Genomic DNA, 12,660 nt, shown 5'->3' with positions numbered 1-12,660 from the left:
GTCGCCTCTCCGCCGTGCCACCGCGTCCTCATATATCAGTCCGCCCCCGGTGTCGTCTCGTCGACAGTCGTGGTCCGGCTGCCGGCAGAACCCACGGCACAGGCCCCCGCTTGCTGGGAGGACGCGGATATCGCGCTCCTTCGCGCGCCCTCCAGCGCCTCGCGCAACGCCACCCGATGGAGTGAGGAGCGGTGGGGGCGGGCGGAGAGCGGCGGGCGCAGGAAAAAGCCACAGCGCGCCGCCTCGTCCACCATGAACGAAACGAAGTCCCGGCCCTTGGGCCGGAGCGGATGGGCCTGCAGGATCCGCAGGATGTCGACGACCTGTGAGCCGTAATCGTGCAACCGGCCCCGTGCGGCACGGGCCTGCCCACCGCTCGTTTCCTGCTCGCGTCGGCGCCAGAACTCGAGGAGCGCCAAGTGGGCGTTGGTGCCCGTGAGAACGGACCCGATCGGCCTCGGATCAGCGCGCCAGCCGACCCGGTACAGGGTGCGGTCCTCGGGATCCCAGAGATCGGTCAGGTCGGCGAGGGCTCCGAAGGCGATGTGTGCGCTCTCGTGCACCAAAGTCTCCGCCAGCCGTACCGGATCGCCGGTGAAGGAGGCGGCGATCGCCCCGTACGCCTCCCGCGCCGAGGAACTCACCCCCCGGCCCTTCCGCGGGGGCCGCAGGGGCACCAGTGCCGTCCACAGCGAGGCGCAGGCGGCAGCCCGCTCCGGGACCAGCCCGTTCAGCACGTCCCAGGCCGAGGCCACCGACGCCTGCCAGGCACGCAGTTCTCCGGTCGTCCGGCGGGCAAGCACCGGATAACCATGTGCGTCCCGGTACGGGTCGCTGTCCTCCAGGACCACCGACAACGGCGGCGTGCCCTGCGGGCCGCGGAAGGTGAGGCGGCGCGGCGCGCACCAGGCCGTGTCGCGGGCCGCCGACTCGTCCCCCTGTCCCGTGGCCGGCAACCGCCCACCCGGCTCCAGTACGTCACCGCGCAGGCGCGCCTCGACCGCGTCCCCGGGTAACCGGACGACCCCGAGCGTGGGCAGCCAGAGGAGCGAGTCCGGTGCCGGCAGTACCAGGTGCGGGCGCAGTCCGGCGCGTAACGCGGTGGCGGCGGCCAGGCCGCCGAGCCGGGCGAGGTCGGTGGCCGCCCGCACGGCGGGACGCGGACCGTCCAGGGCGCGCATGCAGCGCCCCAGCCACACACCCACGTGCGGATGAAGCAGTACGTCCTCGAAGGCTCCCACATCCGCTCTGCGGGCCTGGACGCACAGGTCCCAGGCCGCCGCGCCCCGCGACTCCCAGAATTCCGGCGCCCTGTTCCTGGCCGCTGCGGCCACGTCCATCAGCATCAGCAGACGCCGGGAGATCTGGCCGTCCCTCAGGACCCGCAGGGCGGTCGGGGAGGGCCGGCAGGCCGCCAGGCTCGCGAAGTCCTTCGCGGTCATGCGCAGGGTCACCGGGGCCGTCATGAGGCGCTCCCCAGCAGGGCAGTGGCGTCGGCCACCACGCGATCGCGGATGTGCGTGGTGAGAACGCGCAGGTCAGCGCAGTAGACACTCGGATTGGCGAAGCCTGTGAGGGGGCTGAACCGATGCGCGCGCAGTCCGCCACCGCACAGCCGCACGACCTCGCAGCCCCGGCAGACGTCGGCGAGGGCGGCCAGGCCCCCGCGGCGGGCGTCGGCCACGACCGGGTGCCGCGCCACGGAGTCGAAGTCCTGCGCGAAGATGTCGAGCCCGGTGGCGGGACCGCCGTCGCGCGTCGCCTTGAGGGAGTCGGCCAGCTCGATCGTCCCGTCGCTCTCCACGACGAGGAAGTCCGTGTCGGCCAGTCCCGTGCTCTCCGACCGGACGTGACCGCCGAGCGCGAGGTCCATCAGGTCCTCGAACAGACGGATCCTGGTCTCCTGGCGGGGCGCCGTGTACCACCTCTCGAACACTTCCAGCAGCCAGTTCGCGTACGGTGTTCGATTCGGATCGTGGCCGGGCGGCGGGTGTTCCCAGGTGGCGTGCGGCAGCAGGAAGTTGATGGCCGGCGGCTCGTGCGCGAGGAGGTCCTCGAAGACGTCGAGCGGCGGGTTGGCGAGGTCGACCGTGCACAACAGGCCCGCGAACAGCGCCTTGTTCTCGGGCCTCCGCAAGAGTTCCAATCCCCTCTGGACGGAGTCGTAGCTGCTCCGCCCGTTCTTGGCACGCCTGTGACGGTCGTTGGCCTCACGACCGCCGTCAAGACTGACGCCCACCGACACCCCGTGTCGGTGGAACAGGTCCATCCATGAGGGATTCAGAAGTGTCACATTGCTCTGCACCGAGATATCACAAACAGCCGTGCCGCGCAGCTCCTCCCTCAGGACTTTCAGGAGGTGTTCGATTCGAGACCGTCCAGCCATCAACGGCTCGCCCCCGTGCAGGGTCACCCGGACCCGGCTGAGAGCGTGCCGCCGGGCGTGTTCGGCTATGCGGCGGGCCAGTTGATCCGCTGTCCCGTTCGCCATGACCGCCGGTTTGTGCCGCCAGGTCCGGTCGAGCAGCTCGTACACGTAGCAGTGGTCGCAGGCAAGGTTGCATGGCTGCGCGACCTTCACTATCCACTCGACGAAGGGGTTCGCACCGCGCACTTGCCACCTCCTGCCCCACGGGCCCCCGCTGCCTGGGCGCCCGGGTCAGAGCGCCGACTGGAACATGGACACGTCCACCGCGCGGTGCTCCAATGTGTCCCGCCGAACCCTTCGAATGGACCGGCCCAGGGCGTTCTTGGGCAACTCGTCCATATCTACGTCTGCGGAACCGCTGAGGTTCACCACGTCGAAGTCGAACTCCACGTCAGTCCCTGACGTCTCCATGAACCCCCCGTGTCGCTAGTCCCGCGAACTCCGGCCGTGGTTCCCGGACTTCGCGCATGTCAACCTGCGTCGGGCCGCAACCGGGCACCCGGACGCCGAGTTGCGGAAGAGGTGGCGCTGTGCAGTTCTCGTCTCAGGGAAGCACACCGATCAACCAAGGACCAGCGCGCGTAGGCCCGTTCGCTGCTCTGCGGCTTGATCTCGTCGTCACTGGCCTCAAGTCCTCCCCGGCGACGCGGTGTTGGCACCCGCTCGACTGCAAGTCACCATGAGTCTTCCCCTCTTCATGGCGAGGTGACGCATGGCGGCAATCACGCCTGGGCAAAACGTTCCGGGGCCGCGCGCGACGATAGGCAGCGACGATCTCCCGCCGTTGTTCCGTTCCAACGACCAGTGGGCGCTGAACCGTCAGAGCGAGGCGTTCCGGGCCACCATGACCCAGCTGGCGCTTCTGCTCGTGGCGACCGTCTTCGCCACCCTGGCCGACCACTTCGGCAGCCATGTCCTGACCGCCGTGTCGGCCCTGCTGTACGGGCTCACCGTGGCCACCGGAGTCGTCATCCAGCGCCGCCGGGCCCGCGCCCACTGGCAGGCCCACCGCGATGCCGCCGAGACCGTCAAGTCGCTGGCCTGGCAGTACATGGTGCACGGCGGCCCCTTCCACTCCGGAGTGCGCGATCCCGACGGGCTGTTCAACCAGCAACTGGAGGAACATCTGCGGGCGTTACGGCGCGTGGGGTGGCGGGAGCCGGCGCCTGGGTGGCTCTCGGGATCGGCTTCTGGCCCTGTTCCCGGTCGTACGCCTGCTCCTGCTCCTTCCGGATACACCCTGTGGGATCCGGCCAGTCGGCACGAGCCGGACGATCCGCGTCACCCCCAGATCACGCGCGCCATGCGGGCGGTACGCGACAAGCCGTTCCCCGTACGGAAGGACATCTACCTGCGGGATCGCGTCCTCGACCAGCTCAGTTGGTATGGCGGCCGGGCCGCACAGGCCCGCCGCTCCGCCGCTCTCTGGTCCGCGCTGACCGCACTGCTGACCCTGCTGGCCCTGACCGCCGCGGTGCTCAGAAGCGCCGGCCTCGTCTCCGGCTGGGACCTCAGCGGTCTGCTCGCCGCCTCGGCCGCCACCGGCGTCGCCTGGCTGGAGACCCGCCGCCACCACCCGCTCTCCTTCGCCCACTCCCTGGTACGAGAGGGCCTGGAGACCCAACGGGCCGTCCTCGCCCAGAGCGTGTCCGAGGACCGCTGGCCCCAGGCCGTCGCCGAGACAGAACATTTGGTGCTGCCCCAGCACACCGACTGGCTGGCACGGTTCGGGGGGTGAACCGGAGAGCGGGGAGCGGGAAGCTGGGAGCTGGGAGCTGGGACCGGGAAGCTGGATTTGATGGAGAAGCCGCAACACCGCAAGGCGATGGAGAGACTCCGCCCCCGCCCCATCAGGGCCGCCGCGCCCCCGGTCGCCACAGCACCCGCACCGGTACGCCCACCCGGCTCGCGTACGCCACGATGTCGCCGGTGCCTCCCACCCCCCGCGCCGGCTCACCGTCCCATACGGCCACCAGCCGGTCCGTGTGGTCCACGATCCAGCGACCGGCCGCCGCGTACGCCTCCTCCCGGGTCCGTTCCACCGGCAGGTCGACCCGGTCGGCGCAGGCGTCCAGCAGCCGGCGATACGCGAGACGGGTCTCCGGTCCGCCCAGACCACGCTCGTAGTCCGTGCCGGGGATGACCGCCGTGAGAGGGATCCCGCTGCGCAGCGCGAGGTTGGCGAAGAGCTGGTCGGCCCCTGCGGCCAGGGCGCTGAACGCCTCGACGGGCCCGCTCGCGGCCTGACTGGAGAACTCGTCGAGGATCCCCGTGCTCACGCACTCCAACACCGGCTCGGGGAGGTCCCGGTGTCCGGTGACTCCGATCCGAGTCGTACGCTCCACGCTCGCCGCCACCCTCGGTAGAACCGGTCGGGACGCCCTCCTCCCTACCCAGTCCCACCACCGAAGCCACACCCCGCCCCGACCCCCTGGGCGCATGAAAGGGGCGCCCCCTCCTGAGGACGCCCCTTCCTTCACACCGTTCACGCGGTGGGTGTGGGATTTGAACCCACGGTGACTCGCGCCACGACGGTTTGCATATCCGCGCCGTGGCGCCGCCGTATCGAACTCCCTGGCCCACACCTGGCACTGGCCGTTTTCAATATCCTCACCATGCTCCGCAAACGGAAAGACACAAGTCGTCGTCTCTACGGAGTACTGCGATCTCTGGGAGCGGGCGCGCAAAGCGGTGCTCACGCCCAGCGAGGTGAAGTCCGACCTTGCGGCGGTGCCGTACTCCCTGCGGCACGCCGGGGTGTCGCTCTGGATCAAATCGGGGGTGGATCCCGCCGACGTCGCCGCACGCGTCGGCCACAGCATTGCCGTGCTGTACCGGTTCTACGCGAAGATCCTCAAGGGCGGCCAGCAGCAGTCCAACCGCCTGACTGCCCGCGCGCTGGATGAGGGGTGACCAGCCCGTCGCGGCCAGACGGAGGGACAACCCTCAGCCGATCGTCGAGTAGATCCCTTTTATCCTGATTCATCGGGTCGTATCGTCGAAGTAGGGGTCGAACCACCCTCCCGCCCTGCGTCCCCAAGGGCGGCATCGCCAACCAAGTGGCGGTGAGTACCGGAGGAGGGCGACATGAAGCTCAAGCGCATAGCCGCAGTCGCGGGCGTGAGCGGTCTGCTTGCGTTCGGCGGACTCGCCGCGACCGGCGGGACTGCGGAAGCCGCTACGAACGTCTGCGGCAACTCCGTGAACGTCGGCAGCAGCGGTAATCCGGCCCATGGTCAGACCTGCATCAACGGTCAGGTCAAGGGCAACACGGGCAACGTCAGCGTCACGACGTTGCTCTCGCAGTTCCACTTCTGATGGGCGCGTCATGGGATCGGATCACCGACGCCAAAGGCCGAGTGGCTGAGGAGCGGGAAAACCGGAGGGTTCGACGGCCCCGCACGCGGCCACGAGGACTCTGGGGGAGGCCCGACCTGGGCTCCAGTCTTACGGAGCACAGCCATGGGCGACCCGCCTCCTCCCGTCTTTGCAGGAAAAGCTACGAATAGGCTCGTCTCGCTAGGCGCTCTCCAGAGGATGGCACACGACAGACGCCCGTCAGCCCGTCAGCCCGTCACGTCGTTGAACACCGGAAACAGTTCTTCATGCCAGGCATGAGCCTGGCCCTGGCCCCAGATGTCCCATACGCACTGGTCAAAGGTGAGATAGGGGCGAGCCAGGGTGAGACAGGGTGTACGCAGAAGGGGTGCCGCTCCGGAGAGTGGCACCCCTTCTGACCTGCAAGTCTCTGACCTGCTATGCGGTGGGTGTGGGATTTGAACCCACGGTGACTCGCGCCACGACGGTTTTCAAGACCGTTCCCTTAGGCCGCTCGGGCAACCCACCCCGCGCCGCGGGTGACCGTGGCGCGGGGAACAGAGTAACGGGTCGGGGCGGGGGCGTGCGGGTCAGCTGTCGCCGGTGCGGGAGCCCAGGGTGAGATCGACCGTGTGGGTCTGGCCGTCGCGTTCGTAGGTGATCTTGACCTTGTCCCCGGGCTTGTGGGTCCAGATCTCGCCGATCAGGGTGGGGCCGGAGTCGATGACGTGGTCGTCCAGCTTGGTGATGACGTCGCCGGGCTTGAGGCCGGCCTTGGCGGCGGGGCCGCCCGACTCGACCGGGGCGGAGCCGCCGGCGCCCTCGGTGGTGATCTTCGCGCCGCCCGAGGAGTCCTCCAGGGAGACGGACGCGCCGATCTTGGCGTAGACCGGCTTGCCGGTCTTGATCAGCTGCTGGGCGACGTACTTGGCCTGGTTGATCGGGATGGCGAAGCCGAGGCCGATCGAGCCGGACTGGCTGGTGCCGCCGAGGCCGCCGCCGCTGGTGGACTGGATCGCGGAGTTGATGCCGATCACGCTGCCCTGCGCGTCCAGGAGGGGGCCTCCCGAGTTGCCCGGGTTGATCGACGCGTCCGTCTGCAGCGCGCTCATGTAGGAGGCGTTGCTGCCGCTGCCGTCGCTGGAGGCCACCGGGCGGTTCTTCGCGCTGATGATGCCCGTCGTCACGGTGTTCGACAGGCCGAAGGGGGCGCCGATCGCGATCGTGGAGTCGCCCACCGCCACCTGGTCGGAGTTGCCCAGGGTGAGCGGCTGGAGGTCGCTCGGCGCGTTCTTGAGCTTGATGACCGCCACGTCGTAGCCCTGCGCGTGGCCGACCACCTCGGCGTCGTACTTCTTGCCGTTCGGGAAGGTGGCGGTCAGCTTGCCGCCGTCGACCGCGTCGGCGACCACGTGGTTGTTGGTGACGATGTGGCCCTGCTTGTCGAAGACGAACCCGGTTCCGGTGCCGCCCTCGCCGTTGGTCGACTCGGCCTCGATGGTGACCGTGCTGGGCAGGGCCTTCTGCGCCACGCCCGCGACGGTGCCGGCGTCACGCTTGACGCTGCCGCCGCTGTCCGAGGCGGACAGGGTCGTGGAGGAGCCGCTGTCGTTGTTCTTGGCCAGGGTGTAGCCCAGACCGCCGCCAAGGCCGCCGGCGACCAGCGCCGCCACCAGGATCGCGGCGACGAGACCACCGCGGCCGTTCTTCGGCTTCGGCGCCGGCTGCTGGTAGCCCGCACCCCAGACACCCGTCGGACCGGCGCCACCCGCACCGCCTGCACCGCCCACACCGCCTGCACCGCCGTCGGCGTACGACGGGGTGCCCGGAGGCTGCGGCGGCGGCCAGGCGCCCTCGGGGCCGCCCGGGGCGCCGTGCTGCTGCCCCTGTGCCGAGGCGTACGCCGGAGCCGATCCCGCGTGCACGAGTTCCGGCCCCTGTGCGCCGCCGGAGGCGTGCGGCGGGGCCGGAGTGGTGGCGGCGCCCGCGGCGGAGGCCGCCTGGGGTGCCGAAGCCGCGGGAGCGTCCACCGGCACGGGGGGTGCAGACGGGGCCGGGGGTACCGCAGTGCCCTCGTTCTCGGTGCTCACAGCTTCTCTCCTCGGTCCACGGCTGTCGGTTGTCGGTCGCACTCGGTCACGCTCGGCCAGTGCCGCTCAGTGTCCGGCGTGCGTCAGCTGTGCATGTCCTTTTGTATGCCGTCAGCTTTTCCCACGGGCCGTCAGGGCACCATAAGCGGTGCCTGTGGGTCTGCGGCTGCTCTTTATATAGGCCATGCAAGACAAATGAGGCGCAATCCATATGCCTCCGTTCGCACGCGTACCCCTGAGCGGTGGCACCATGACGCGGTGACCCACGCACGGCAGCAGCTGACCCAAGTCGTCGCCCACCGCGGAGCCTCGGAAGACGCTCCCGAGCACACGCTCGCCGCGTACCGCAAAGCGATCGAGGACGGTGCGGACGCCCTCGAATGCGATGTACGTCTCACGGCCGACGGCCATCTCGTGTGCGTCCACGACCGACGGGTCAACCGTACGTCCAACGGCCGCGGAGCGGTCTCGGCCCTGGAACTCGCCGACCTCGCCGCCCTGGACTTCGGCTCGCGCAGGACCCGGGAGTTCTGGCGCACCCGCGACGAGGAGCCGGACTGGGTGTTCCGGCCCGAGGACCGGGAGGACACCTCCGTCCTGACCCTGGAGCGGCTGCTCGAACTCGTCGCCGACGCGGGGCGGCGGGTGGAGCTGGCCATCGAGACCAAGCACCCGACGCGCTGGGCGGGACAGGTCGAGGAGCGGCTGCTGGCACTGCTGAAGCGGTTCGGCCTGGACGCCCCCGCCTCCGCCGCCGAGTCGCCGATCAGGGTCATGAGCTTCTCGGCCCGGTCACTGCATCGCGTGCGTGCCGCCTCGCCGACCCTGCCGACCGTCTATCTGCTGCAGTTCGTCTCGCCCCGGCTGCGGGACGGCCGGCTGCCCGCGGGAGTGCGGATCGCGGGACCCTCGATCCGGATCGTGCGCAACCACCCCGGCTACATCGAGCGCCTGAAGGGGGCGGGCCACCAGGTGCACGTGTGGACCGTGAACGAACCCGAGGACGTGGACCTCTGCGTGGAGCTGGGCGTCGACGCCATCATCACCAACCGCCCGCGCGCGGTGCTCGACCGCCTGGGCCGCTGACGTCGCCTCCGTCACAGGGTGTGCCCCGGCGCGTTCGATGCGTGTTCGGTCGTGACGAATGCGTCAGCGGAACGTGATTGGCCGGTTTCCGGTACAGGCCAATGGGGCATCCACACCGTGGCGTGGGGCGAAGGAGGTCTCGGGGGTGGCGTTGGTGGTGGCACAGGAGGTGCCCACGTCGTCGAGCATGGCCGTACCCCATGGCCCTGCGGGCGTGGGGGAAGCGAGACACCGTATGCGCGTGCAGCTGCGCAGGGGTGGCGTGGCGGAATCGGTCATCGACGACGCCGTACTGATTCTTTCCGAACTCTTGAGCAACGCGTGCAAGCACGGCCGGCCGCTGGGCGACGCCCTGGCCGGGGACGGCGATGTCCGCGCCGCCTGGCGGGTGGACGCGGGCGGCAGGCTCACGGTCGAGGTGACGGACGGCGGCGGACCCACCCGCCCGGCTCCGGCCACCCCCTCGGTCACCGCGCACGGCGGCCGCGGGCTCAACATCATCACCGCGCTGGCCGACGACTGGGGTGTCAGGGACGACGCCCGGGGCGAGGTCACGGTCTGGGTGATCGTCCACTCGGACGTTCACGATCCGGACGCCGGCTGCCGGCGGAGCGACTTCGCCACGCGGGTCGTGGCCCCGTCGGTGGCGATACCCGACCTGGACTTCTCGGACGCGTTCGACGATCTGGGCTGAGGCGACCGGGACCGGGCATCCGGGCAGGACACCCCGGTGGTTGTCCACAGGCTCCCGTCGGCCAAGTCGCAAGCGGCTAGGCTCGCGCCCGTACGAGACGAGCCGTAACCGGGAGACAGCCACGATGGCCAAGAAGCGACCCCAGACCAAGGCCAAGCGCCCGCAGATCACGGATGGCGCCCGCGCCGTAGGTGCTGATGGTCAGATTCCGGTCGTCGGCGCCCGCGAACCCTGCCCGTGCGGAAGCGGCCGCCGCTACAAGGCCTGCCACGGCCGGGCCGCCGCGCAGGCCGCGACCGAGCTGGTGCACCGCCCGTTCGAGGGCCTCGCCGGCGAGGGCGACTGGGTGGCCCTGCGCGAGCTGGTCCCCGCCGCCACGGTCGAGCTGACCCTGAAGAGCGGCCTTCCCGAGGGCGTCCCGTCGGTCACGCTGGCCACGGTCCTGCCGATGGCCTGGCCCGCCCTGCGCCGCGACGACGGCTCGGTCCTGCTCGGTCTGCAGAACGACACGGCGTCCGGCGACATCAGCCGTGATCTCGCCGACACCCTCCAGCGCGCGCTCACGGCGGCTCCCGGCACCCCGGTCGAGGGCCGGCGCGCCCCCGCCGACGGTCCGCGACTGCAGGACCTGCTCGATCCCGAAGGCGCGTTCGAGCCAGTTGTCCACGAGGGCTTCGAGTTCTGGGTACCGGACGCGGAGAACGCCACGCCCGAGGTGACCGCATCCCTGGAGCGGGCCAACGCGGCGGCCATCCCGACCGTCCGGCTGACCGGTGTCGACGCCGCCTACTGGTGCGAGACGCCGGACAAGAACCACCTGCGCTGGGTGATGCCGCACCCCGAGGAGCAACTTCTGGACGCGCTCGCGCGGCTGCACGCGGCCGGGAAGTCGAACCTCGGCGAGGGCACCCGGCTCGTCGGTTCCTTCCGCGCCCACGGCCTCACCGTCCCGGTGTGGGACCTGCCGAGCGGGGTCACCGCGGAGGACGTCGAGAAGCCGGCCGCCGAGTTCGCCGAGCGGCTCGCGGGCGCTCTGGCCACGGACGCACCGCTGACCGCCGACGAGCGCCGCGCCCGCGGCGGCCTCACCAACCGCCAGGTCACGCTGAGTTGACGAAACCGGTGCGGCTGACCGGCCGGTCAGTCGCACCGAACCTTCACGGAACGGCCGGCTCCGTCCACAACTCCCTTCACAAGGAGGCGAGTCGGTGTCCGAATAAGCCAGGGAGCGGCGCGGTCGAATTTGCGAACGGCCGATCTCTTGTTACCGTTCCAGTAGCCCGGTTGCTGGTGCATCCCCCGTCGCCAGCAACCGGGTCTTTCTGTGCCCGGACCGCTTTACGGAACGTCTGCGTGCGTCAACTGCCCGTGTTTTCCCCGGAGTTGCTCGCGGTCCGCAGCAGCAGTGGTCCGCTGCCCCGCCGGGCGAACTCCGCGACCGCCGTGTAGTCGACCGGCGCTCCCTGGGTGCGTTCGCGGGGTGTCTCGCAGCTGTCCGGCTCGTCCCCGGCGCCGACCGCGCAGTGCAGCTGCACCGTGCGTACACCGGGCCCCATGAAGCTGAGCGCGGCGTCCAGCACGGCGCCGGTCGCGTTGCGGTAGTAGGTCCGCGCCCAGGTCTCCTCGCCCTGCGTGAGCACACAGGTCTGCGCCTCGATGCCGTCGGGGGAGGTCAGTTCGGGGCCGCAGCGCGCGGCGGTGGCGAGGCCCAGGCCGAGCAGCAGCGGGGAGCGGCCGGATTCGGCGAGGGGCGCCTTGTAGTCGTCGGCCGCGGACGGCCGTACAGCGGAAGGGCCCGTGGACGGCCGTGCAGCGGAAGGATCCGCGGGAGGCCGGGCGGCGGAAGGATCCGCGGGAGGCCGGACCGCGGGAGGCTCTGCGGGACGCACGAGGTCGCGTACGACCGTACGGCCTCCGTCGCCCACCTGTCCCGCGGAGGCCACGGCCAGGGGCAGCGCGATCGCGCACACCACGATGCCCGACAGGGCGAGCAGACGAAGGTTCATGAACCGGACGATAACGACCGAGCGCGGGCACCCGGTTCCACCCGCGCCCGACACCCCTACAACTCGGGTGCGCTCACACCCGTACGAGTGAGGGCCTCGACCACGGCGTCCACCACGGCCTCGACGTCGGGGACCCAGGGGGAGGCCGAGCCGGGCAGCGGAGCGCGCTCCCAGGTGATGTCCCCGTGCCCGGTCCCGGACGGGGGCAGGGCGAGGTAGCCGCCCTCGCCGTGGAAGCGCAGCGAACCGGGGACGTGGTCCTGGGCGTACAGCAGTTCGCCCAGCTGTTCCAGGGAGTACGGCTTCACGAGGATCGCCCAGCGGGTCGGCGAGGCGACCACCGGGCCCAGGCGCATGCCCGCGCGGTCGAGTGCGGCCAGGGCGCGGGCGGCCGGGAGGGCCGGCAGGCTGACCGCGCAGGGGGCGCTGCCGCCGGTGGCCAGGATGATCGGCGCGGCCGGGCGGTTGGTCCACCACCAGCGGACCATGCGCTCGTCCGTGGTGGCCGCGAGCAGACCCGGGTCGAAGGGGTGGGCGCCGGGGACCGTGCACTCCGGGTCGGGGCATCCGCACCGGTCCCGGCCCTCCGGGTCCGGTGCCACACCCGGGAGTACGGGCCACTGCCATTCCTTCGCGAAGGTCAGGGCCGCGCTGAACAATTCAGGCCTTCCGTCGCTGCGCTGGGACAGGAGCCTGCGTCGCTTTCCGAGGATCTCGCGCATGAGCGCTCGTTCCTTTCCGTTGCACCGCTGGCAACACCGTGGACCACATCACACCATGTGTCGATCACTTCACTGTGCGTACCTGTTGGCGCATCACACCCTTGTCCGAGACAAGGGGAACCCCATACTGCGTCTATCAAAAGCGCGGGCATGGCGGGGGGTGGCGAAGTCTGGCGTTTTGCCGTCCCGCTATTTCTCTCCGCCTCCGCCACGGGAGGATGGGGCACGATCGTCGGTGGCTAAGACGCCCGGGTCGGTCACCAGGTTCCGGGTGACAGTCCAACCACCCCTGGTCCTTACCGAGTACGTACCCATC

At 70.5% G+C, this 12,660-nt stretch carries 13 protein-coding genes and 1 tRNA gene; 6 read left to right on the top strand and 8 right to left on the bottom strand.

Annotated features, from left to right (window positions below; all coding sequences use genetic code 11):
- Nucleotides 1–35 precede the first annotated feature (35 nt).
- From D1369_RS20970 to fxsA, 3 genes are all read right to left on the bottom strand, one after another.
- Nucleotides 36–1,466 (bottom strand): HEXXH motif domain-containing protein, encoded by a 1,431-nt coding sequence (locus D1369_RS20970; RefSeq protein WP_118082563.1) that lies wholly within the window; start codon nucleotides 1,464–1,466, stop codon nucleotides 36–38.
- On the bottom strand, nucleotides 1,463–2,581 hold the full coding sequence (locus tag D1369_RS20965) for an FxsB family cyclophane-forming radical SAM/SPASM peptide maturase (protein ID WP_276147341.1): 1,119 nt from the start codon (nucleotides 2,579–2,581) through the stop codon (nucleotides 1,463–1,465). Before D1369_RS20965 ends, D1369_RS20970 begins: the two co-directional genes overlap by 4 nt.
- Nucleotides 2,582–2,659: 78 nt before the next feature.
- On the bottom strand, nucleotides 2,660–2,839 hold the full coding sequence (fxsA, locus tag D1369_RS20960; protein ID WP_007383183.1) for an FxSxx-COOH cyclophane-containing RiPP peptide: 180 nt from the start codon (nucleotides 2,837–2,839) through the stop codon (nucleotides 2,660–2,662).
- Nucleotides 2,840–3,212: 373 nt separating this feature from the next.
- Between fxsA and D1369_RS20955 the strand changes: the two genes are divergently transcribed.
- A complete protein-coding gene (locus D1369_RS20955; RefSeq protein WP_007383184.1) occupies nucleotides 3,213–4,166 on the top strand; it encodes a DUF4231 domain-containing protein in 954 nt (317 codons plus the stop codon).
- A gap of 112 nt (nucleotides 4,167–4,278) precedes the next feature.
- Here the strand turns inward: D1369_RS20955 and D1369_RS20950 are convergent, their stop codons facing one another.
- Complete coding sequence (locus tag D1369_RS20950) at nucleotides 4,279–4,785, bottom strand: hypothetical protein (RefSeq protein ID WP_082319421.1); 507 nt, start codon at nucleotides 4,783–4,785, stop codon at nucleotides 4,279–4,281.
- Nucleotides 4,786–5,137: 352 nt separating this feature from the next.
- Between D1369_RS20950 and D1369_RS20945 the strand changes: the two genes are divergently transcribed.
- Nucleotides 5,138–5,341, top strand: a complete 204-nt coding sequence (locus D1369_RS20945) for an integrase (RefSeq protein ID WP_202477030.1) — start codon at nucleotides 5,138–5,140, stop codon at nucleotides 5,339–5,341.
- A 174-nt stretch (nucleotides 5,342–5,515) separates the two neighbouring features.
- Complete coding sequence (locus D1369_RS20940) at nucleotides 5,516–5,746, top strand: chaplin family protein (protein WP_007383187.1); 231 nt, start codon at nucleotides 5,516–5,518, stop codon at nucleotides 5,744–5,746.
- 443 nt (nucleotides 5,747–6,189) lie between these two features.
- Here the strand turns inward: D1369_RS20940 and D1369_RS20935 are convergent.
- Nucleotides 6,190–6,274: transfer RNA gene (locus D1369_RS20935), tRNA-Ser, on the bottom strand.
- A 62-nt stretch (nucleotides 6,275–6,336) separates the two neighbouring features.
- A complete protein-coding gene (locus tag D1369_RS20930) occupies nucleotides 6,337–7,836 on the bottom strand; it encodes a trypsin-like peptidase domain-containing protein (RefSeq protein WP_007383188.1) in 1,500 nt (499 codons plus the stop codon).
- A gap of 258 nt (nucleotides 7,837–8,094) precedes the next feature.
- Between D1369_RS20930 and D1369_RS20920 the strand changes: the two genes are divergently transcribed.
- The 3 genes from D1369_RS20920 (at nucleotide 8,095) to D1369_RS20910 (ending at nucleotide 10,730) form a co-directional block, all read left to right on the top strand.
- Nucleotides 8,095–8,922 (top strand): glycerophosphodiester phosphodiesterase, encoded by an 828-nt coding sequence (locus tag D1369_RS20920; RefSeq protein ID WP_007383189.1) that lies wholly within the window; start codon nucleotides 8,095–8,097, stop codon nucleotides 8,920–8,922.
- Between the two features lie 58 nt (nucleotides 8,923–8,980).
- Nucleotides 8,981–9,616 (top strand): ATP-binding protein, encoded by a 636-nt coding sequence (locus D1369_RS20915; protein ID WP_007383190.1) that lies wholly within the window; start codon nucleotides 8,981–8,983, stop codon nucleotides 9,614–9,616.
- 124 nt (nucleotides 9,617–9,740) lie between these two features.
- A complete protein-coding gene (locus D1369_RS20910) occupies nucleotides 9,741–10,730 on the top strand; it encodes a DUF5926 family protein (RefSeq protein WP_007383191.1) in 990 nt (329 codons plus the stop codon).
- 244 nt (nucleotides 10,731–10,974) lie between these two features.
- On the opposite strand, the gene D1369_RS20905 is transcribed toward D1369_RS20910, so the two are convergent.
- Nucleotides 10,975–11,622: a hypothetical protein gene (locus tag D1369_RS20905; RefSeq protein WP_007383192.1), complete on the bottom strand. Its 648-nt coding sequence runs from the start codon at nucleotides 11,620–11,622 to the stop codon at nucleotides 10,975–10,977.
- A gap of 56 nt (nucleotides 11,623–11,678) precedes the next feature.
- Nucleotides 11,679–12,344: a bifunctional DNA primase/polymerase gene (locus D1369_RS20900; RefSeq protein ID WP_007383193.1), complete on the bottom strand. Its 666-nt coding sequence runs from the start codon at nucleotides 12,342–12,344 to the stop codon at nucleotides 11,679–11,681.
- Nucleotides 12,345–12,660: the final 316 nt, after the last annotated feature.

The organism is Streptomyces sp. CC0208 (assembly GCF_003443735.1).
GTDB classification, from domain to species: Bacteria; Actinomycetota; Actinomycetes; order Streptomycetales; family Streptomycetaceae; genus Streptomyces; species Streptomyces sviceus.
This window is presented reverse-complemented; position numbering and strand designations above follow the sequence as displayed.